This window comes from Allobosea sp. 05L423, from assembly GCF_056397745.1.
In genome coordinates, this window is the sequence record NZ_JBFTOA010000010.1 from 131,779 (window position 1) to 152,281 (window position 20,503).

Annotated in this window: 17 protein-coding genes; 10 read left to right on the forward strand and 7 right to left on the reverse strand. The window is 67.2% G+C overall.

All coding sequences use genetic code 11. The features are described 5' to 3' along the window. Positions 1–70 precede the first annotated feature (70 nt). A complete protein-coding gene (gene mgrA, locus AC1DNE_RS20470) occupies positions 71–1,093 on the forward strand; it encodes an L-glyceraldehyde 3-phosphate reductase (RefSeq protein ID WP_476765639.1) in 1,023 nt (340 codons plus the stop codon). A gap of 198 nt (positions 1,094–1,291) precedes the next feature. Here the strand turns inward: mgrA and AC1DNE_RS20475 are convergent, their stop codons facing one another. After that, positions 1,292–1,780, reverse strand: a complete 489-nt coding sequence (locus AC1DNE_RS20475; protein ID WP_441473095.1) for an Lrp/AsnC family transcriptional regulator — start codon at positions 1,778–1,780, stop codon at positions 1,292–1,294. A 169-nt stretch (positions 1,781–1,949) separates the two neighbouring features. Here AC1DNE_RS20475 and AC1DNE_RS20480 point away from each other — a divergent pair, with 169 nt between their 5' ends. Further along, a complete protein-coding gene (locus AC1DNE_RS20480) occupies positions 1,950–3,323 on the forward strand; it encodes an aminotransferase-like domain-containing protein (protein WP_476765640.1) in 1,374 nt (457 codons plus the stop codon). A gap of 14 nt (positions 3,324–3,337) precedes the next feature. On the opposite strand, the gene AC1DNE_RS20485 is transcribed toward AC1DNE_RS20480, so the two are convergent. The 5 genes from AC1DNE_RS20485 to AC1DNE_RS20505 form a co-directional block, all read right to left on the reverse strand. Continuing rightward, positions 3,338–3,745 carry a DUF983 domain-containing protein gene (locus AC1DNE_RS20485; protein ID WP_441473097.1) on the reverse strand — a complete coding sequence of 136 codons (408 nt, stop codon included), beginning with the start codon at positions 3,743–3,745 and terminating at the stop codon, positions 3,338–3,340. A gap of 359 nt (positions 3,746–4,104) precedes the next feature. After that, positions 4,105–5,502, reverse strand: coding sequence for a dihydrolipoyl dehydrogenase (gene lpdA, locus AC1DNE_RS20490; RefSeq protein ID WP_476841171.1), 1,398 nt, complete (start codon positions 5,500–5,502; stop codon positions 4,105–4,107). Between the two features lie 183 nt (positions 5,503–5,685). Beyond that, positions 5,686–6,984 carry a dihydrolipoamide acetyltransferase family protein gene (locus AC1DNE_RS20495; protein ID WP_441473099.1) on the reverse strand — a complete coding sequence of 433 codons (1,299 nt, stop codon included), beginning with the start codon at positions 6,982–6,984 and terminating at the stop codon, positions 5,686–5,688. Then, a complete protein-coding gene (locus AC1DNE_RS20500; protein ID WP_441473100.1) occupies positions 6,984–8,000 on the reverse strand; it encodes an alpha-ketoacid dehydrogenase subunit beta in 1,017 nt (338 codons plus the stop codon). Before AC1DNE_RS20500 ends, AC1DNE_RS20495 begins: the two co-directional genes overlap by 1 nt. A gap of 4 nt (positions 8,001–8,004) precedes the next feature. After that, positions 8,005–9,264 (reverse strand): thiamine pyrophosphate-dependent enzyme, encoded by a 1,260-nt coding sequence (locus AC1DNE_RS20505; RefSeq protein WP_441473101.1) that lies wholly within the window; start codon positions 9,262–9,264, stop codon positions 8,005–8,007. Between the two features lie 227 nt (positions 9,265–9,491). On the opposite strand from AC1DNE_RS20505, the gene AC1DNE_RS20510 reads away from it, so the two are divergent. After that, positions 9,492–9,989 (forward strand): Lrp/AsnC family transcriptional regulator, encoded by a 498-nt coding sequence (locus AC1DNE_RS20510; RefSeq protein WP_441473102.1) that lies wholly within the window; start codon positions 9,492–9,494, stop codon positions 9,987–9,989. A gap of 230 nt (positions 9,990–10,219) precedes the next feature. On the opposite strand, the gene AC1DNE_RS20515 is transcribed toward AC1DNE_RS20510, so the two are convergent. Continuing rightward, on the reverse strand, positions 10,220–11,251 hold the full coding sequence (locus AC1DNE_RS20515; protein ID WP_441473103.1) for an LLM class flavin-dependent oxidoreductase: 1,032 nt from the start codon (positions 11,249–11,251) through the stop codon (positions 10,220–10,222). Between the two features lie 210 nt (positions 11,252–11,461). Here AC1DNE_RS20515 and AC1DNE_RS20520 point away from each other — a divergent pair, with 210 nt between their 5' ends. The 7 genes from AC1DNE_RS20520 to AC1DNE_RS20550 all read left to right on the forward strand — a co-directional run bounded on the left by AC1DNE_RS20520 (position 11,462) and on the right by AC1DNE_RS20550 (position 20,404). Then, positions 11,462–12,376, forward strand: a complete 915-nt coding sequence (locus AC1DNE_RS20520) for a LysR family transcriptional regulator (RefSeq protein WP_476765642.1) — start codon at positions 11,462–11,464, stop codon at positions 12,374–12,376. Positions 12,377–12,604: 228 nt separating this feature from the next. Continuing rightward, positions 12,605–13,081, forward strand: a complete 477-nt coding sequence (locus tag AC1DNE_RS20525; RefSeq protein WP_476765643.1) for an NAD(P)H-dependent oxidoreductase subunit E — start codon at positions 12,605–12,607, stop codon at positions 13,079–13,081. Then, positions 13,078–14,658: a formate dehydrogenase beta subunit gene (locus AC1DNE_RS20530; protein ID WP_476765644.1), complete on the forward strand. Its 1,581-nt coding sequence runs from the start codon at positions 13,078–13,080 to the stop codon at positions 14,656–14,658. The genes AC1DNE_RS20525 and AC1DNE_RS20530 overlap by 4 nt, the downstream gene beginning before the upstream one ends. A 10-nt stretch (positions 14,659–14,668) precedes the next feature. Beyond that, on the forward strand, positions 14,669–17,551 hold the full coding sequence (fdhF, locus tag AC1DNE_RS20535) for a formate dehydrogenase subunit alpha (RefSeq protein ID WP_441473107.1): 2,883 nt from the start codon (positions 14,669–14,671) through the stop codon (positions 17,549–17,551). Then, positions 17,538–18,380, forward strand: a complete 843-nt coding sequence (fdhD, locus tag AC1DNE_RS20540; RefSeq protein WP_441473108.1) for a formate dehydrogenase accessory sulfurtransferase FdhD — start codon at positions 17,538–17,540, stop codon at positions 18,378–18,380. The genes fdhF and fdhD overlap by 14 nt, the downstream gene beginning before the upstream one ends. After that, positions 18,377–18,649: a formate dehydrogenase subunit delta gene (locus AC1DNE_RS20545; protein ID WP_441473109.1), complete on the forward strand. Its 273-nt coding sequence runs from the start codon at positions 18,377–18,379 to the stop codon at positions 18,647–18,649. Before fdhD ends, AC1DNE_RS20545 begins: the two co-directional genes overlap by 4 nt. A gap of 96 nt (positions 18,650–18,745) precedes the next feature. Next, on the forward strand, positions 18,746–20,404 hold the full coding sequence (locus AC1DNE_RS20550) for an OFA family MFS transporter (RefSeq protein ID WP_476765646.1): 1,659 nt from the start codon (positions 18,746–18,748) through the stop codon (positions 20,402–20,404). Positions 20,405–20,503: the final 99 nt, after the last annotated feature.

The window sequence follows — 20,503 nt, forward strand, 5'->3', positions numbered from 1 at the left end:
GGCCCGGTGGACGCAAAGCCACCGGGCCTTCATTTTATGCTCCATTTCAATCGATTGAGAGACCTCAGCCATGGTCAATCCGAACCGCTATGACGCGATGCGCTACAACCGCTGCGGCCGCAGTGGATTGCAGCTGCCGGCGCTCTCGCTCGGTCTCTGGCAGAATTTCGGCGAGACCGGCAACCACGCGAACATGCGCGAGATCTGCCGCACCGCCTTCGACCTCGGCATCACCCATTTCGACCTCGCCAATAATTACGGCCCCCCGCCCGGCTCGGCCGAGACCGCCTTCGGCGAGATCCTCGCCCAGGACTTCGCGGGCTATCGCGACGAGTTGGTGATCTCGACCAAGGCCGGCTACCGGATGTGGCCCGGTCCCTATGGCGAATGGGGCAGCCGCAAATACCTGATCTCCAGCCTCGACCAGAGCCTGAAGCGGATGAAGCTCGACTATGTCGATATCTTCTATTCGCACCGCTTCGACCCGAACACGCCGCTGGAGGAGACGATGGGCGCGCTCGACGCCATCGTGCGCCAGGGCAAGGCGCTCTATGTCGGCCTCTCCTCCTATAATTCGAAGCGCACGCAGGAAGCGGTCGCGATCCTGCGCCGGCTCGGCACGCCCTGCCTGATCCATCAGCCGAGCTATTCGATGCTCAACCGCTGGATCGAGCAGGACGGGCTGCTCGACACGCTCGATGCCGAGGGCATCGGCTCGATCGTGTTCTCGCCGCTGGCACAGGGCATGCTGACCGACAAGTACCTCAAGGGCGTGCCGGCCGGCAGCCGCGCCGACAAGAAGGCGCCCTCCTTCCGCGACGGCTTCCTCAGCGACGACAACATCAGGCATATCGCAGCGCTGAACGAGATCGCCAAAGCGCGCGGCCAGAGCCTCGCGCAGATGGCGATCGCCTGGGTGCTGCGCGGCGGGCGCGTCACCTCGGCGCTGATCGGCGCGAGCCGGCCCGAGCAGGTGACGGACTGCGTCGCAGCGCTGAAGAACCCGGAGTTCACACCCGAGGAGCTGGCGGCCATCGACAGCCACGCCGTCGATGGGGGCATCAACATCTGGGCGGCTTCGGCGGAGCGGTAGATCGCGCTCCATCGTCATTGCGAGAAGCAAAGCGACGAAGCAATCCAGGGGCGGCAGGGCCGAACGCCTCACCCCGTCCCCTGGATTGCTTCGCTGCGCTCGCAATGACGGGGAAGACGGCACTCGCAGCAACCAAAGCCCTCCCGTCCTGAGCTTCTCGGGTCGCCGCTGCGCGGCGCCCGAGAATGACGGCACGGTTCAATCCTCCTCCGCCACCGCCGCGATCGGCAGCGCGCTGGAGCGCTTCACCTGCCCGAGCGCGAAGCTCGACTCGATCGAGGCGACGCCGTCGAGGCGGGTGAGCTTGTCCTTCAGGAAGCGCTCATAGGCCGGCAGGTCGCGCACGACGATGCGCAGGAGATAGTCGCGCTGGCCGGTCATCAGGTAGCAGTCGACGACCTCGGGCCAGCGCGCCACGGCCTGCGAGAAGCGGTCGAGTTCATCCTCGCGCTGACGCTCCAGCCTGATCGAGACGAAGACGCTGATCGGCAGCCCGACCTTGGTCTGGTCGATGATAGCCGCGTAGCCCTGGATGACGCCGGCTTCCTCAAGCATGCGGATGCGGCGCGCGCAGGGCGAGGCCGACAGCCCGATGCGCTGGGCGAGGTCCTGCACCGAAAGGCGCGAGTTGATCTGCAATTCCGCGATGATCTTGCGATCGAGCGCATCGAGGCGCAGGCGTGCCATTCCCTGTCTCCGGTCCCGGCTGAGATCGCCCTTTTACAGGAGAGCCCACTCGCCACCACTGGCATCTCGGCGAGGACGGATGGCGGCGACGGCATACCGCTGGCGCGAAGGACCCGACCGCGCTATGCGATACCTACAATCCACCGAATGTATGGAAACCAACTTGGCGATGGCCGATAGTGACGAAGCGCTCCACTGGATCGGCCGGCTCGACCCGGCGGCGGGGCCGCGCTACCTCCAGATCGTCGCGCAGCTCGAACGGGCGGTTGCCGACGGGCTGCTCAGGCCGGGCGACCGGTTGCCGCCGCAGCGCCGCCTCGCAGAACATCTCGCGGTCGATCTCACCACCGTGACGCGCGCCTTCGGCGAGGCTCGCGAGCGCGGCCTGATCGACGCCGTGACGGGGCGCGGCTCCTTCATCTCGGCGCGGCGGGAGCAGGAAGGGCCACCGCTCGACCTCAGCATGACCATTCCGCCGGCGCCTAAAGGCTTGCGGCTGGGCGAGTTGATGCAGCGCGGCATCACCGAGATCCTGGCGCGCAGCGATGCCGACCAGCTGATGAACTATCATGGCGGGGCCGGCTCGCTGGCCGAGCGCGCTGCCGGAGCGGCCTGGCTCTCGCCGCTGATGGGCGCAATTCCGCCGCAGCGCATCGCGGTGGTGCCGGGCGCCCAGACCGGGCTCAACGCGCTGCTCTCACTGCTGGCTCGGCCCGGCGACACGATTCTGACGGAACCTCTCGCCTATCCCGGCCTGATTGGCGCGGCGCGGCAGCGTGCTCTCTCCATGGTGCCTGTGGCTGGCGACGCAGATGGCCCGCTCCCGGACGCGCTCGACGAGGCTGCTGTCCGCCATGGGGCCCGGCTGTTCGCCCTCACGCCGACGCTGCAGAATCCGACCTGCATCACCCTGTCCGCGCAACGCCGGCTTGATCTCGTCGCCGTCGCCCGTCGGCGCGACCTCATCCTGATCGAGGACGACCCCTACAGCCCGCTCGCCGGAGATGCCCCGCTGCCGCTGGCGGCTCTGGCGCCGGAGCGGACCTGGCATGTCGCGACCTTGTCGAAGGTGCTGACGCCCGGCCTGCGCACGGCCTTCATCGTCATGCCGGAGGGAGCTGACGGCGCTCTGTTCCTCGCCGCCCTGCGCGCGACGGCACTGATGCCCGCGCCGTTGATGACGGCGCTCGCCGCCCATTGGATCAGGATCGGCGCGGCAAGGGATCTGCTGGATGGCGTGCGGCGCGAGGCGGCCGAGCGGCAGCTGCTGGCGAGAGAGATCCTGCCGGAGACGATGCAGGGCCATCCGCATGCGCTGCATGTCTGGCAACCCCTGCCCGCGCATTGGGAACGCAACAGCCTGATCGAACGCGCCCGCCTCGCCGGGCTCGGCGTGATGGCTGCCGATGCGTTCAGCACGGGCGGCACGGCGCCGGATGCGATCCGGATCGCACTCGGCGCGATCCCCGAGCGGGCGCGACTGGCCGAGGCGCTCAATCTGCTCGCCGGGCTGATCCGCGGCGACGCGCAAGCGGGGCGCTAAGCACGCTGGCCTCGTCAGCTGGAAGCTGCGGGCTTGTCCTGCGGCGTCGGGCGGGCGAGCCGGCCTTCCTCGGCCTTGTGGAAGAACTGCGAGGCGACGAGCCAGCCTTTCAATGGCTGAAGCGGTGGAATGCAGGTCAGCAGGATCAATGGCAGCGTCGTGACGAGATGCACCCAGGTCGGCGGGTTGTAGGTCAGCTCCAGCCAGAGCGGAAAAGCCGCGGCCGGGATGCAGACGAACATCATCACGAAGAAGGCCGGGCCGTCGGCCGGGTCGGCGAAGGAGTAATCCAGCCCGCAGACCTCGCATTTCGGCTTCAGCTTCAGAAAGCTTTCGAACATCTTGCCCTGCCCGCAGCGCGGGCAGCGGCCGCGCAAGCCGGTCTGGAGCGGAGAGAGTGGCGGCCAGTGCTCGCCGGACATGAAAGTTCTCCTCGGGGCGGTGCCGTTCGATCGGCATCGCCCCTCAGATCATTCCAGACAAAGACAATGTCAAGATTGTATGCGTCTTAGCTGACTGCCTGCGCGGATCAGTCGCGGGAGCAGTGGGGCTTCCTGTCCAACCAAATGCGGGTCATCCCGGCTCTTCGCGTCAATGAAGAGTTCCGGAGGCCGAGGCCAATAAAGAGCGTCATTCTCGGGCTTGACCCGAGAATCTCTGGCAAATGAGACACAGGAGCCTCCTCCGGCAGGAGATGCTCGGGTCAAGCCCGAGCATGACGGCGGAGGCGCTCCGGCGGTGATGACTTGCGCCTATTGGGAGAGCGCTGCGCCAACCAGTCTCAAATATGCAGCGCGTGGCCCAGCGCCTTCATCGCGGCCTCCGGGAAGGCCTCGCCGAGCGTCGGATGGGCGTGGATCGTGCCGGCGATGTCCTGCAGCGTGGCGCCCATCTCTATGGCGAGCCCGAAGGCGGCCGAAAGCTCCGAGACGCCCTGCCCCACCGCCTGGATGCCGAGCACGAGATCGCTGCCGGCCTGCGCGACGACGCGCACGAAGCCGGCCTCACCATGGCGGGTCATGGCCCGACCGTTCGCCTGGAACGGAAACTGCCCAATCTTCAGCTCATGACCGGCGCGCTTCGCCTCCTCGGGCGAAAGGCCTACCGAGACGATTTCGGGGTCGGTGAAGCAGATCGCCGGGATGCAGCGCTTGTCCCAGGCGCGCGGCAGGCCGGCGACGATCTCCGCCACCATCTCGCCCTGCGCCATCGCGCGATGCGCCAGCATCGGTTCGCCGGTGACATCGCCGATGGCGTAGATGCCTCGCATCGCCGTCTCGCAGCGCTCGCCGATGCGGATGAAGCGGCCGTCCATGTCGAGGACGAGGTTTTCGAGGCCGAGATCGTCGGTGACCGGCTTGCGGCCGACCGTCACCAGGATCTTGTCGGCCGGCAGGCTGCGCTCGGTGCCATCGGCGGTCTCGATACGCAGGCCGTCGCCTTGCGCCGTGAGCCCGAGCGCCTTGGCACCCGTCAGCACCTCGACGCCGAGCGCGGTCAGGCGCTTCGAGACCGGGCCGGTGAGGTCGGTGTCGTAGAGCGGCAGGATGCGCTCCTGAGCCTCCACCACAGTGACCCTGCTGCCCATCCGGGCGAAGGCGGTGCCGAGCTCCAGCCCGATATAGCCGCCGCCGACCACGACGAGGCGCTTGGGAACCTCCGTCAGCGCCAGCGCGCCGGTCGAGGAGATGACGTTGCCGCCGAAGGACAGAAACGGCAGTTCGACCGGGGCGGAACCCGTGGCAATGACGATCGCCTCGGCCTGGATCGTCTTCGGGCCGGTCTCGGTCTCGACCACGACCGTCTTGCCGTCGCGGAAGCGGGCCTTGCCATGGACGATCTTGACCTTGGCCTTGCGCAACAGGGCAGCGACGCCGTTGTTGAGGCGCCGGACGATGCCGTCCTTCCAGGCCACCGCCTGCTTCAGGTCGAGCCTCGGCTCCGCGGCGGTCAGGCCGAAGGGCGTCTTGCCGGCAGCGGCCTCCGCCAGCTTCTCGAACTCCTCGGCGACATGGATCATCGCCTTGGAGGGGATGCAGCCGACGTTGAGGCAGCTGCCGCCGAGCTTGGTGCTCTCGACGATGACGGTGTCGATGCCGAGCTGGCCGGCGCGGGTGGCGCAGACATAGCCGCCGGGCCCGGCGCCGATGACGAGGAGCTTGCAGGTGATCTCGGTCATGCGCGGCCTCCGTGGCCCAGGCTTTCACGGTCGTCCCAACTAGCGCCCGTCATTGCGAGCGAAGCGAAGCAATCCAGGGGGATTGGGCTGAAGCGTTCCGCCAAGCCCCCCTGGATTGCTTCGTCGCTTCGCTCCTCGCAATGACGGGTAACCGCGTCGCGCTCGATGGCGATCCTCATCACGTCACAGATCCACGAAGAGCGTGGCCGGGTTCTCCAGCAGCTCCTTCAGCCGCTGCACGAAAACGGCGGCGTCCCAGCCGTCGATCACGCGGTGGTCGAAGCTGGAGGAGAGGTTCATCATCTTGCGCGGCACGAAGGTGGTGCCGTCCCAGACCGGGCGCACGACCATCTTGTTGACGCCCACGATGGCGACCTCCGGGTAATTGATCACCGGCGTCGTGGCGATGCCGCCGAGCGCGCCGAGCGAGGTGATGGTGATGGTCGAGCCGGTGAGTTCGTCGCGCGTCGCGGTTCCGTCGCGGGCGCGCTCGGCCAGGCGGTTGAGCTCGATGCCGCAACCCCAGAGGTCGCGCGCCTCGGCATGCTTCACCACCGGAACGACGAGGCCTGTGGGGGTCTGCGTCGCGATGCCGATATTGATCGCCGCATGCTGGCGCACGATCCCGGCATCGTCGTCATAGAGCGCGTTCAGCGCGGGCTGCTCGGCCAGCGCCTTGACCATGGCGCGCATCAGGAAGGGCAGCATCGTCAGCTTCGGCCGCTCCGGCGTCGGCTTCCTGTTCAGGGTCGCGCGCAGGTCCTCCAGCGGCGAGACGTTGACCTCCTCGACGATGGTGATGTGCGGAATGCGCGACTTCGACAGCGCCATCTTCTCGGCGATGCGGCGGCGCAGGCCGACGACCTTGACGTCGGTGACGGCATTCTGCTCGACGAGCCCGCCGCCACGGACCGGCTCCGGCCCGCGCAGCAGGAAGGCGTCGATGTCCTCATGGGTGACGCGGCCGGCCGGGCCGGTGCCCTGGACCTGGCGCAGATCAACCCCGGCCTCGCGCGCCTTGAGGCGCACTGCCGGCGAAGCCAGCGGCTTCTCGCCCGGTGCCCGGCGCTGAGCGGGAGCGGCGCTGGCATGTGCGAGCTTCGGTGGCGGCGGGGGCGGCACAGCCAGCTTGGCGGGAGCGGCAGGCGCCGCAGGCTTTTCGGCCTTGGGCGGCGGCGCGGCGGCCGGCTTCTCGGCAGGCGCGTTTTCGGCAGGCTCTTCAGCCACCGCGCCTTCAGCGCCCGCCACCTTCAGCTTCACGATGGCCGAGCCGATCGCGACGGTGTCGCCGACCTCGGCGCCGACCCAGGTCACCTCGCCCTCGACCGGCGAGGGAATCTCGACCGTCGCCTTGTCGGTCATCACGGCGGCGAGCAGGTCGTCCTCGCGAACGATGTCGCCGACCTTGACGTGCCACTCGACGAGTTCCGCCTCGGCGATGCCTTCGCCGACATCCGGCAGCTTGATGATGCGCTCGCCCATCAGCGTGCCTCCATGATGTCGCGCAGCGCCTGTCCGAGGCGGGCGGGGCCGGGGAAGTAGTCCCATTCCTGCGCATGCGGATAAGGCGTGTCCCAGCCGGTGACGCGCATCACGGGCGCCTCCAGATGGTAGAAGCAATGCTCCTGCACCAGCGCGACGAGTTCGCCGCCGAAGCCCGAGGTCAGCGTCGCCTCGTGCAGCACGATGCAGCGGCCGGTCTTCCCGACCGAGGCAACGATCGCCTCCAGATCGAGCGGGACCAGCGTGCGCAGGTCGATGACCTCAGCATCGATGCCGGTCTCCTCGGCTGCCGCCAGCGCGACATGCACCATCGTCCCGTAGGCGATAATCGTGACGGCGCTGCCCTCGCGCCGTGTCACCGCCTTGCCGAGCGGCACGGTGTAATGGCCTTCCGGCACCTCGGAGAGCTCATGCTTCGACCAGGCCGTGACCGGGCGGTCGTGGTGGCCGTCGAAGGGGCCGTTATAGAGCCGCTTCGGCTCCAGGAAGATCACCGGGTCAGGGTCCTCGATCGCCGCGATCAGCAGGCCCTTGGCGTCATAGGGGTTGGACGGGACGATCGTCTTCAGGCCGGAGACATGGGTGAAGAGCGCTTCCGGGCTCTGGCTATGGGTCTGGCCGCCGAAGATGCCCCCGCCGGTCGGCATGCGGATCACCATCGGGCAGGTGAAATCGCCGGCGGAACGGTAGCGCAGGCGCGCGGCTTCCGAGACGATCTGATCGTAGGCCGGATACATGTAGTCGGCGAACTGGATCTCGACGCAAGGGCGAAGGCCATAGGCCGCCATGCCGATCGCGGTGCCAACGATGCCGGCCTCGCTGATCGGCGCGTCGAAGCAGCGCGAGACGCCGTATTTCTGCTGCAGCCCGTGGGTGCAGCGGAAGACGCCGCCGAAGAAGCCGACATCCTCGCCGAAGACCACGACATCGTCGTCGCGCCCCATGGAGACGTCCATGGCGGAGCGGATCGCCTCGATCATCGTCATGCGTGCCATCGCGTCAGACTCCGATCTGCTGGCGCTGGCGGCGCAGATGCGGCGGCAGCTCCGCATAGACATCCTCGAAGATGTCGCGCGCCGAGGGCTTGCCGCCGGAATGCAGCGTGCCGAAGCTCTCGGCCTCCTTCTGCGCGGCGATGACCGTCGCGAGAATTTCCGCCTCCGCCTGCTTGTGGCGCTCCTCCGACCAGGCGCCGACCGCGATCAGGTGCTGCTTCAGCCGGATCAGCGGATCGCCCAGCGGCCAGTCGTCGGATTCGTGCTTGGGGCGATAGGCGGAGGGGTCGTCCGAGGTGGAATGGGCGCCGGCGCGATAGGTGACGTATTCGACAAGCGTCGGCCCGAGATTGCGGCGGGCACGCTCGACCGCCCATTGCGCCACGGCGTAGACCGCAAGGTAATCGTTGCCGTCGACGCGCAGCGCCGGAATGCCGAAGCCGAGGCCCCTCGCCGCGAAGGTCCCGGAGCCGCCACGGGCGATGCCCTGAAAGGTCGAGATCGCCCACTGGTTGTTGACGACGTTGAGGACGACGGGGGCCTTGTAGGTCGAGGCGAAGACCAGCGCGGCGTGGAAATCCGATTCCGCCGTCGAGCCATCGCCGATCCAGGCGGCAGCGATGCGGGTATCGTTCTTGATCGCCGAGGCCATCGCCCAGCCGACCGCCTGGACATATTGCGTCGCGAGGTTGCCCGAGATCGAGAAGAAGCCGTGCTCCTTGGAGGAGTACATCACCGGCAATTGCCGGCCCTTCATCGGGTCGCGCTCGTTCGAGTAGATCTGGCACATCATGTCGACGAGCGGATAGTCGTGCGCGATCAGCAGGCCGGCCTGGCGATAGGTCGGGAAGTTCATGTCGCCGGGCTGGAGCGCGATGCGGAAGGCGCAGCTCACAGCCTCCTCACCGGTGTGCTGCATGTAGAACGAGGTCTTGCCCTGTCGCTGCGCCATCTGCATGCGCCCGTCGAAGGTGCGCAGCGTCATCATGTGGCGAAGGCCCCGGATCAGGTCCTCATGCGAGAGATCGGGCACCCAGGGGCCGACCGCCTCGCCCTCGCGATCGAGCACGCGGATGATCGAATAGGCGAGGTCGCGGATATCCTTCGGGTCGACATCGACAGGCGGCCGCGCGACCGAGCCCGCCTTCGGGATCACGACATGGGAGAAATCGGGCTTCTCGCCAGGACGACTCGCCGGCCTGGGGACATGAAACTGCAGTGGCTGGGTCGCTGCCGGCGCGCTGCCGGCCTTGTCGCTGCTCATGAGCGCCTCCATCCCTGTCGCTCCAGCATTCCGCCTTCGCACGCATCCCGCAAGCGCCTGTGGCGCTCTTCCGTGATGCGGCAGGACGCACAGCCGGGAGGCGATCGTTCCCCTTGCAACCAACGCTAGCGTTGCAGCCGCGGAGGTTCATTCCGAATTTGCCGGCGCGCGCGAAATCAGACAGAAGATACTTCTGCCCAATCGATAAACCTCGGAATGATCTCCCGATGAACAAAAAGAGCCAGAACGGTCCTGCTCTCGATCTCATCGATCGCAAGATTCTCGCTGCACTGCGGGATGACGGGCGGCTGACCACGCAGGCGCTCGCCGAAAAGGTGGGACTGTCACCCTCCCCCTGCTGGACGCGGGTGAAGCGGCTGGAGGAGTCGGGCGCGATCGAGAGATATGTCGCCCTGCTCGACCACAAGGCGCTCGGCTACAACAACATCGTCTTCGTCGAGATCACGCTCGACAAGCATGACGATCAGGTGCTCGACCAGTGCGGCGAGGCGCTGAGCCGGGCGCCGGAGGTGGTCGAGGCGCATCTCGTGACGGGCGAGTACGACTACCTCGCCAAGGTCGTGGTCAGCGGTACCGACCATTACGAGCGCTTCCTGCGCGGAACGATCTATCGCATTCCGGGCGTGCGCCAGACGCGGACGACCTTCGGCTTGAGGGCGCTGAAGCGGACGCTGTCGGTCGATCCGCTGAAGGTGGCCGGGTGATGCGCCGTCATGCTCGGGCCTGACCCGAGCATCTCTTGCCGGAACGAGCTACTTTAGCCTCATCCTGCCTGAGATTCTCGGGTCTGCGCTTCGCTTCGCCCGAGAATGACGGCCTTCCCCGTCATGCTCGCCCTTGTGGCGAGCATCCACGTCTCGAACACGTCCTTAGACCAGCGAAGACGTGGATGGTCGGGACAAGCCCGACCATGACGACGCGGTCGAGGTTGACCCTACCCCAGCATCTCCCGGACCAGCGGCACGACCTTCTCGCCATAGAGCCGGATGCACTCCATCGCCTTCTCATGCGCCAGCGGGCCGGCGCTGTATTTGAGCTGGAAGCGGGCGATGCCGAGCCCCTTGGCGGTGGCAGTGATCTTGCGCGCCACCGTCTCGGGCGAGCCGAGATAGAGCGAACCGCGTGCAACCTCCTGCTCGAAGTCCTCGCGGGTCATCGGCGGCCAGCCGCGCTCGGCGCCGATGCGGTCACGGTTCGCCTTGAAGGCCGGGAAGAACTCCTCCTTGGCCTGCTCGTCGGTCGCCGCAACATAACCCGGGGAATGCACGCCGATCGGCTTCACCGGCTTGCCGATCTGGGTATAGGCGCGGTGGTAGAGATCGACATAGGGTTTGAAGCGCAGCGGATCGCCGCCGATGATGGCAAGCATCATCGGCAGATCGTAGCGCGCCGCGCGCACCACCGATTCCGGACTACCGCCGACGCCGATCCAGGTCTTGAGCGGTCCATTCTCGACCGGCGGGTAGACGAGCTGGTCCTTGAGCGGCGGGCGGATCGAGCCCTGCCAGCTCACCGGCTGCTGCGGCAGCAGCGCGGCGAAGAGATCGAGCTTCTCCTCGAAGAGCTTTTCATAGTCGCGCAGGTCGAAGCCGAAGAGCGGGAAGGATTCGGTGAAGGAGCCGCGACCCAGAATGACCTCGGCGCGCCCGTTCGAGAGCGCATCCACCGTCGAAAAGCGCTGGAAGACGCGGATCGGGTCGTCCGAGCTCAGCACGGTGACCGCCGAACCCAGCTTGATCCGGCTGGTGCGCGTGGCCATGCCGGCCAGCACCGTTTCCGGCGACGACACGGCGAAATCGGCGCGGTGATGCTCGCCGACGCCGATGAAATCGATGCCGACGCTATCAGCCAGGATGGCTTCCTCGACGAGATTGCGGATCACCTGAGCATGCGGCAGCGGCTTGCCGTCCGCCCCGTTGGTGACGTCGCCGAAGGTGTCGAGCCCGAATTCCAGTTCCTGTGCCATGATCATCCCGAGGCCGCGACGCGACCTGTTGCTTGCCGGCCATCCCGGCCTGAGGGAGTTAGGATCGAGATTGCCTCCACGCAATTCTTGCAGCGTTGCCCCGGCAGCAACAACCTGTTTGCACAGTTGCAACCGCTGCGCTTGCAACGGCTGCGCGCTATGCCGATGCTCGGCGGCCGCGGCGACATCAGCCGTTCCTGAAGCGACGCCATGATCATTCGCCAGCTGGTCTATCTCGATGCGCTTGCCCGCGAGAAGCATTTCCGCCGTGCGGCCGAGGCCTGCTATGTCTCGCAGCCGACGCTCTCTGCCGCGATCGTGCAGCTGGAGGAAGAACTCGGCGTGATGATCGTCGAGCGCGGGCGGCGCTTCCAGGGCTTCACCAAGGAGGGCGAGGTCGTGCTCGCCCACGCCCGGCGCATCCTGGCCGAAGCCGAGGTCATGAAGGATTCGATCGCCGAACTGCGCGAGGGCGTCTCCGGCCGGATCAGGCTCGGCGCGATCCCGACCGCGCTGCCGATGATCGCCCATATCACCGCGCCCTTCTCGGAGCGCTATCCGGCGGTGTCGCTCACCGTGCTGTCGCTGACCTCGCAGGAGATCCAGCAGGGCATCGACGATTTCGAGCTCGATGTCGGGCTGACCTATCTCGACAACGAGCCGCTCGACCGGGTGATCTCGAAGCCGATCTACCAGGAATCCTATGTGCTGCTGACGCGCGAGGACGGGCCGTTCGGCGCGCGCGACACCATCACCTGGGCGGAAGCCGCCGAGCAGAAGCTCTGCCTGCTGACCGGCGACATGCAGAACCGGCGCATCATCGACGGCATCTTCCGCTCGGTCGGCACCGCGCCGCGGCCGATGATCGAGACCAACTCGATCTTCAACCTGTGCTCCCATGCCGGCATCCAGGGCGTCGCCAGTATCGTCTCGCTGCAGCTTCTGGAGTTCTTCGGCATCCCGCTCGGCACCAGGGCGCTGTCGCTGGTCGAGCCCGAGGCGCAACGCACCATCGGCCTGATCGTCGCCGACCGGCAGCCCGTCGCCCCGCTCGCGCGCAACCTGCTGATGATGACGAAACCGGTGACCGATGCGCGGCTGCCGCGCCGGCCCATTGTGCGATAGCCTTCGCCTATCGTCGTAGAAGCGGCGCAGCATTGTGCGGCGCAAAATGGCCTGATTGCGAAATTTTCGGACCGCCGACTTGGCTCACCTGGCCGCCGAGCCCAGTAACTGCGCGAGTTTGATAGTCACAAACTATCATGCAGTTGAAACAAACGATTTGAAATCATTCCAGGATACCCCACCTTTTCCGACAAGAGGCGCCCGGCGAACCGGGCCGATGGAGGAAAGATGGCGGGTTATCCGGCCTGGGATCAGGACAACGCGCGCACGCTCATTGCCAGCCTGGCGCATCTGGAAGGCGCCACGCTTCCGATGCTGCATGCCCTGCAGGACGAGTTCGGCTATGTCGACCCGCAGGCCGTGCCGCTGATCGCGGAGGCACTGAACCTGTCGCGCGCCGAGGTCTATGGCGCGATCTCCTTCTATCACGACTTCAAGACCGCGCCGCAGCCTGCCCGCCTGATCAAGCTCTGCCGGGCGGAAGCCTGCCAGTCGCTCGGCTGCGAAAAGGTCGTCGCTGAGCTTGCCGCCGAGCACGGCATCGTCGTCGACGGTGGACCTTCCGGCGACGCGCTGGTCGAAACGGTGTACTGTCTGGGCAATTGCGCGCTCGGCCCCTCCGCCCTGGTCGATGGCGAACTGATGGGGCGCGTCGACGCAGCCCGCGTGGCCGGGCTCTGCCAGCACGGAAAGGCGCGGTCATGAGCGCCGCCCCGGTTCGCATCTTCATCCCCGTCGACGCGGCCGCCCTGTCGGTCGGCGCGGAGGCCGTCGCACAGGCCGTCGCGGGCGAAGCGGCAGCACGCGGCCTCGCCGTCGAGATCATCCGCAACGGCTCGCGCGGCATGCTCTGGCTGGAGCCGCTGGTCGAGGTCGAGACGGCTGAAGGCCGGATCGCCTATGGGCCGGTCGCGGCTCAGGATGTGCCCTCGCTCTTCGATGCCGGCTTCATCTCGGGTGGCGCGCACCGCTTGAGCCTCGGCAAGACCGAGGAACTGGACTGGATGAAGCGCCAGCAGCGCCTCACCTTCGAGCGCGTCGGCGTCATCGACCCGCTGTCGATCGCCGAGTACCGCGCCCATGGCGGGTTCAAGGGGCTGGAGAAGGCGCTCGGCCTGACCGGCGGCGAGATCGTCGAGGCGGTGAAGGCTTCCGGCCTGCGCGGCCGCGGCGGCGCAGGCTTTCCGACCGGGATCAAGTGGAAGACCGTCCACGATGCCAAGGCGGAGCAGAAATACATCGTCTGCAACGCCGACGAGGGCGACAGCGGCACCTTCGCCGACCGCATGCTGTTCGAGGGCGATCCCTATCTCACCATCGAGGGCATGGCGATCGCGGCGGTCGCGGTCGGTGCGACGCGCGGCTACCTCTATCTGCGCTCGGAATACCCGCATGCCCATCGCACGCTGCAGCGCGCGATCCTCAAGGCGGAGGCGGCCGGACTGATCGGCGCCTCGGTGATGGGCTCGGGCCGCGCTTTCCATCTCGAGGTCCGGCTCGGTGCCGGCGCCTATATCTGCGGCGAAGAGACCTCGCTGCTGGAAAGCCTGGAAGGCAAGCGCGCCATCGTCCGCGCCAAGCCGCCGCTACCGGCTTTGCAAGGTCTCTTCGGCAAGCCGACCGTCGTCAACAACGTGCTCTCCTTCGCGGCCGTGCCCTGGATTCTGGCGCATGGCGCGCAGGCCTATGCCGATTACGGCATGGGCCGCTCGCGCGGGACGCTGCCGGTGCAGCTTGGCGGCAACGTCAAACGCGGCGGGCTGATCGAGCTCGCCTTCGGCATCAGCCTGCGCGAGATCATCGAGGATATGGGCGGCGGCACGCTCTCGGGGCGGCCGATCCGCGCCGTGCAGGTCGGCGGCCCGCTCGGCGCCTATCTCACGGCCGAACAGCTCGACGTGCAGATGGATTACGAGGCGCTGGCGAGCATGCGCGCCATGCTCGGCCATGGCGGCATCGTGGTGTTCGACGACAGCGTCGACATGGCCCGGCAGGCGCGCTTCGCCTTCGCCTTCTGCGCCAAGGAAAGCTGCGGCAAGTGCACGCCCTGCCGGATCGGGGCGACACGCGGCGTCGAGGTGATGGACCGCATCATCGCCGGCGCGGAGGTTCCGAAGAACATCGCCGTGCTGCGCGACCTCTCGAAGCTGATGACCGACGCCTCGCTCTGCGCCATGGGCGGGCTCACCCCCATGCCGGTCCTGAGCGCGCTCAACCATTTCCCCGAGGATTTCGACCGTCCTCCCAGTCCGTTGCAAAAACTTGCGCTGGCGGCCGAGTGAGGAGGCCACGATGAGCCTGATCAAGGAAATCGACTACGGCACGCCGATCCGGCTCTCCGAGCAGACGGTGACGCTGACCATCGACGGCCAGAGCGTCACTGTCCCGGCCGGGACCTCCGTGATGGCGGCGGCGATGAGCATGGGCACCGCAATCCCGAAGCTCTGCGCAACCGACTCGCTCGAACCCTTCGGCTCCTGCCGGCTCTGCCTCGTCGAGATCGAGGGACGGCGCGGCACGCCCGCGTCATGCACGACTCCGGCAGAAGACGGTATGATTGTGCGCACCCAGTCGGAGAACCTGTCCGGCCTGCGCAAGGGGGTGATGGAGCTCTACATCTCCGACCATCCGCTGGACTGCCTGACCTGCTCGGCCAATGGCGATTGCGAATTGCAGGACATGGCGGGCGCGGTCGGCCTGCGCGAGGTGCGCTACGGCTACGAGGGCGAGAACCACGTCTTCGCAGAGGGTAAGGACGGCGCGGTCAACGAGAACTGGCTCGCGAAGGACACCTCGAACCCCTACTTCACCTACGATCCGTCGAAATGCATCGTCTGCAATCGCTGCGTGCGCGCCTGCGAGGAGGTGCAGGGCACCTTCGCGCTGACGATCACGGGCCGGGGCTTCGAGTCCCGCGTTGCGGCGGGACCGACCGACTTCCTCGGCTCGGAATGCGTCTCCTGCGGCGCCTGCGTGCAGGCCTGCCCGACGGCGACGCTGATCGAGAACAAGGTCATCGAGCACGGCCAGCCCGAGCATTCCGTGGTCACGACCTGCGCCTATTGCGGCGTCGGCTGCTCGTTCAAGGCCGAGATGCAGGGTGACCGCGTCATCCGCATGGTGCCCTACAAGGACGGCAAGGCCAACGAGGGCCATAGCTGCGTCAAGGGCCGTTTCGCCTGGGGCTATGCCACCCATACCGACCGCATGACCAAGCCGATGATCCGGACGAAGATCACGGATCCCTGGCGCGAAGTGTCGTGGGAAGAGGCGATCAATTACGCGGCTTCCGAGTTCAAGCGCATCCAGGCGAAGTACGGCCGTGAATCGGTGGGCGCCATCACCTCGTCGCGCTGCACCAACGAGGAGGTCTTCCTCGTCCAGAAGCTGGTGCGCGCCGCCTTCCGCAACAACAACGTCGATACCTGCGCCCGCGTCTGCCACTCGCCGACCGGCTATGGCCTGCGGACGACACTCGGCACCTCGGCCGGCACGCAGGACTTCAAGTCGGTCGCCAAGTCCGACGTCATCCTCGTCATCGGCGCCAACCCGACCGACGGCCATCCGGTCTTCGCCTCGCGGATGAAGAAGCGCATTCGCCAGGGTGCGCGGCTGATCGTGGCCGATCCGCGCCGGATCGACATGGTGCAGTCGCCGCATATCAAGGCGGACTACCACCTGCCGCTCAAGCCCGGCACGAACGTCGCGCTGCTCAATGCGCTCAGCCATGTCGTCGTCACCGAAGGGCTGATCGACGAGGATTATGTGCGCGAGCGCTGCGATCTCGGCGATTTCGAGCACTGGGCCCGCTTCGTCGCCCGCGAGGAAAATTCGCCGGAAGCGAGCGAACAGTACACCGGCGTGCCGGCAGCCGACGTCCGCGGCGCGGCGCGGCTCTATGCGACGGGCGGCAACGGCGCGATCTATTACGGCCTCGGCGTCACCGAACACAGCCAGGGCTCGACTACGGTGATGGCGATGGCGAATTTGGCCATGGCGACCGGCAATATCGGCAGCGACGGCGTCGGCATCAATCCGCTGCGCGGGCAGAACAATGTGCAGGGCTCCTGCGACATGGGCTCGTTCCCGCATGAGTTCTCCGGCTATCGCCACGTCTCGGACGACGCCACCCGGCAGGTCTTCGAGATGATGTGGGGCGTGCCGCTCGACGCCGAGCAGGGCCTGCGCATCCCCAACATGCTCGACGAAGCGGTCGAGGGCACCTTCAAGGGCCTCTATGTGCAGGGCGAGGACATCGCCCAGTCCGACCCGAACACCAAGCATGTCACGGCAGGCCTGGCCGCGATGGAATGCGTCGTCATCCAGGACATCTTCCTGAACGAGACGGCGAAATACGCCCATGTCTTCCTGCCGGGCGCCTCCTTCCTCGAGAAGGACGGCACCTTCACCAATGCCGAGCGGCGCATCAACCGCGTGCGGCAGGTGATGGCACCGCTCGCCGGCAAGGACGAATGGCAGGTCACGATCGAGCTGGCCCGCGCGCTCGGCTACGAGATGTCCTATGGCCATCCCGGCGAGATCATGGATGAGATCGCGCGGCTGACCCCAAGCTTCGCGGGCGTCTCCTACGACAAGCTGGAGAAGCTCGGCTCCGTGCAGTGGCCCTGCAACGACAAGGCGCCGACCGGCACGCCCTTGATGCATGTCGACCGCTTCGTGCGCGGCAAGGGCAAGTTCATGATCACCGAGTTCGTGCCGACCGAGGAACGCACCGGGCCGCGCTTCCCGCTGCTGCTCACCACGGGCCGCATCCTCTCGCAATACAATGTCGGCGCGCAGACCCGGCGCACCGAGAACGGCGCCTGGCATGACGAGGACGTGCTGGAGATCCACCCCTTCGATGCCGAGAGCCGCGGCATCCGCGACGGCGATCTCGTCGCGCTCGCCAGCCGCTCGGGCGACATCGCGCTCAGGGCGGAAATCTCGGAGCGCATGCAGCCCGGCGTGGTCTACACCACCTTCCATCACGCCAAGACCGGCGCCAACGTCATCACCACCGACTTCTCGGACTGGGCGACGAACTGCCCGGAATACAAGGTCACCGCCGTCGAGGTGCGCCGCACCAATGCCTGGTCGGCCTGGCAGGAGAAGAATTTCGAGGAAGACGTGACCCTGCGCCGGATCGCGGAGCGCCTGCCCGATGCCGCGGAATAACCCGCCCGCCCAGCCGCCGGCCTCGGCCGCCGTCAAGGCCGAGCCGCTGCGCTTCGGCGCGGCGCGCGAAGGCGCGCGCGAGATCGAGGTCGCGGTCGAGACGCCCATCAACATCGTCTACGGCAACATGCCCTATGCGGTGATGATGGCGAGCCCGTCGGACCTCGAGGATTTCGTCACCGGCTTCAGCCTGACCGAGGGCATCGTGCGCGGCGCGGACGAGATCCGCGGCATCGCCGTCGAGCCGAAGGACGAGGGCGTGATCGTCACCGTCGAGCTGGCGCCCGGCCGCTTCCGCGAGCATCTGGCACGGCGGCGCAACCTTTCGGGGCGGACGTCCTGCGGGCTCTGCGGCGTCGAGACCATCGAGGAGATCCCGATGGCCGATGCGGCGAGGCGGGCGGCGCGCGCCGTGCCCGGCTCGGCGATCGAGGCCGCACTCGCAGCGCTCGACAAACACCAGCCGCTGAACCAGCTCACCCGCGCCGTCCATGCCGCCGCCTGGTGCGATGCCTCCGGCAACGTCATCGCGGTGCGCGAGGATGTCGGCCGCCACAACGCGCTCGACAAGCTGATCGGCGCTCGCCTGCGCGCCGGGGCCGATGCCAGCGACGGCTTCCTGCTCGTCACCAGCCGTGCCTCCTTCGAGATGGTCGAGAAGGCCGCGATCTTCGGCGCCGGCACGCTGGTCGCGATCTCCGCACCGACCTCGCTCGCGATCGAGCGTGCCCGGCATCTCGGCCTGACGCTGGCAGCGGTGGCACGCCGCGACGGCTGCATCGTCTTCACCGGCGCCCTCGCGCCCGAGCGCGAGACTGTCGCCCGATGATGGAGGCCGGCCTGAGCACAGAAGACACCCCCGGCGAGCCCCACGACGAGAACATCGCGAAGCTCCGGCGCATGGCGGGGCAGATCGCCGATTTCTTCAAGGCCTATCCGGAGGAGGAGGCCGCCGCCTCCGTGGCCGATCACATCAACCAGTTCTGGACCGGGCGCATGCGCGGGGACTTCCTCGCCGCCTTCGCCGCCCGTCCGGAGGACCTCCCGCCCCTGCTGCGGCACGCCCTGCCGCGGATCAGGCCGGGGCGCGGAGGTTAGCAAGCAAGGCGCCGCCAGCGCGGTGCATCGAGAAGTTCAACGAGCCGGGACACTACCCGGCCCGAACGGCGAAGCCATGGGGAAAGGAAACGGGGAATGAGCGTCGCACAGGATATCGGACAGATCGGGGGCGGCATCGGCCTGCTCGACCGCGAACGAACCATCGCCAAACCGGGCTTCAACCGCTGGCTCGTGCCTCCGGCCGCGTTGTGCATCCATCTTTGCATCGGCATGGCCTATGGCTTCTCGGTGTTCTGGCTGCCGCTGAGCCAGGCGATCGGCATCACCAAGCCGGTGGCCTGCGCCGCCGATGTCGGCCTCGCCGCCTCGCTGTTCACCACGGCGTGCGACTGGAAGGTCGCCGATCTCGGCTGGATGTACACGCTGTTCTTCGTGCTGCTCGGCTCCTCCGCGGCGATCTGGGGCGGCTGGCTCGAGCGCGTCGGACCGCGCAAGGCGGCCTTCGTCTCGACGCTGTGCTGGTGCGGCGGCCTGCTGATCTCGGCGCTGGGCGTCTACTGGCACCAGCTCTGGCTGATGTGGCTGGGCTCCGGCGTCATCGGCGGCATCGGGCTCGGTCTCGGCTACATCTCGCCGGTCTCGACGCTGGTGAAGTGGTTCCCGGACCGGCGCGGCATGGCCACGGGCATGGCGATCATGGGCTTCGGCGGCGGCGCGATGATCGGCTCCCCGCTGGCGGACATGCTGATGAACTATTTCAAGACACCGGCCTCGGTCGGCGTCTGGCAGACCTTCGTCGCGATGGCCGCGATCTATTTCGTCTTCATGATGGCCGGCACCTTCGGCTATCGCGTGCCGCCGGCGAACTGGCGCCCGGAGGGCTGGACGCCGCCGGTGACGCAGAACGCCATGATCACCTCCGGCCACGTCCATCTGAAGGACGCGCACAAGACACCGCAGTTCTGGCTGATCTGGGCCGTGCTCTGCCTCAACGTCTCCGCCGGCATCGGCGTGCTCGGCATGGCCTCACCCATGTTGCAGGAGATCTTCGCGGGATCCCTGATCGGCAAGCCGGAGATCGGCTTCGCCGCGCTCGACGCCGGGCAGAAGACGCAGATCGCCACCATCGCGGCGGCCTTCGTCGGCCTGCTCTCGCTGTTCAACATCGCCGGGCGCTTCTTCTGGGCCTCGCTCTCTGACAAGCTCGGCCGCAAGCTGACCTATGCCACTTTCTTCGGGCTTGGCATCCTGCTCTACGGCCTGTCGCCCTGGGCGGCGCATGCCGGGTCGCTGGCGCTGTTCGTCGGCTTCTTCTGCATCATCCTGTCGATGTATGGCGGCGGCTTCGCGACCGTGCCGGCCTATCTCGCCGACATGTTCGGCACGCAGTTCGTCGGCGCCATCCATGGCCGGCTGCTGACGGCCTGGTCGACCGCCGGCATCATCGGCCCGGTGGTGGTGAACTACATCCGCGAGGCGCAGATCAATGCCGGCGTGCCGCGCGCGCAGGTCTATGACCGCACCATGTACATCCTCGCCGGCATGCTGGTGCTGGGCTTCCTCTGCAACCTGCTGGTCCGCCCGGTCGCGGCGAAATGGTTCATGAAGGATGCCGAGGTCGCGGCGCTGCAGAAGCGGTCGACGAGCGTTGACGCGGCGGTCCATTACGGCTCCCACGGCATCGGCAAGGGTGGCGTTGACGGAGGCGCCCTGCTCGCCTGGGCCGTGGTCGGCCTGCCGATCGCATGGGGCGTCTGGATCACCCTGTCGAAATCGCTGGCGCTGTTCCGCTGAGCAGATCGCAAACGCCATCTATGAAGGCCCGCATCGAGCGATTGGTGCGGGCTTCTCTGTTAGGCGGCAGGCGATAAGCGCCGAGCGAAATGTCTCGAG